Here is a 280-nt window from a genome sequence, read left to right on the forward strand (position 1 = left end):
CTAGTACCTGGTGCGGTAATTTCTGGTTTTAATAAACCATCCATTGAAGGACCACGAGATGAGAACGTAGCTACAGCGCCAGATGTAGTTTTAATGTCAATGCTAATATCAAATGTTGCCGGACCACCTGCTGCTAACTGTGCTTTTAAAGCCGCACCTGCAGCAAAATTAATGCCTACGTTTTTAATTGTTACAGCAGCATCAAAACCACCCATAGGAGCTGGTGTACCATCATCAGTATTGTTTGCAATCATCACAAACTCTGCACCATTTATTTGTG

Annotated in this window: 1 protein-coding gene; it reads right to left on the bottom strand. The window is 41.8% G+C overall.

Annotated elements, in window-relative coordinates; translation table 11 throughout:
- On the bottom strand, positions 1 to 280 hold a 280-nt coding region (locus AAEY62_RS22020; protein ID WP_350636530.1), incomplete at both ends, for a S8 family serine peptidase.

Source organism: Pseudoalteromonas sp. GW168-MNA-CIBAN-0100 (assembly GCF_040309225.1).
Classification (GTDB): domain Bacteria; phylum Pseudomonadota; class Gammaproteobacteria; order Enterobacterales; family Alteromonadaceae; genus Pseudoalteromonas; species Pseudoalteromonas arctica.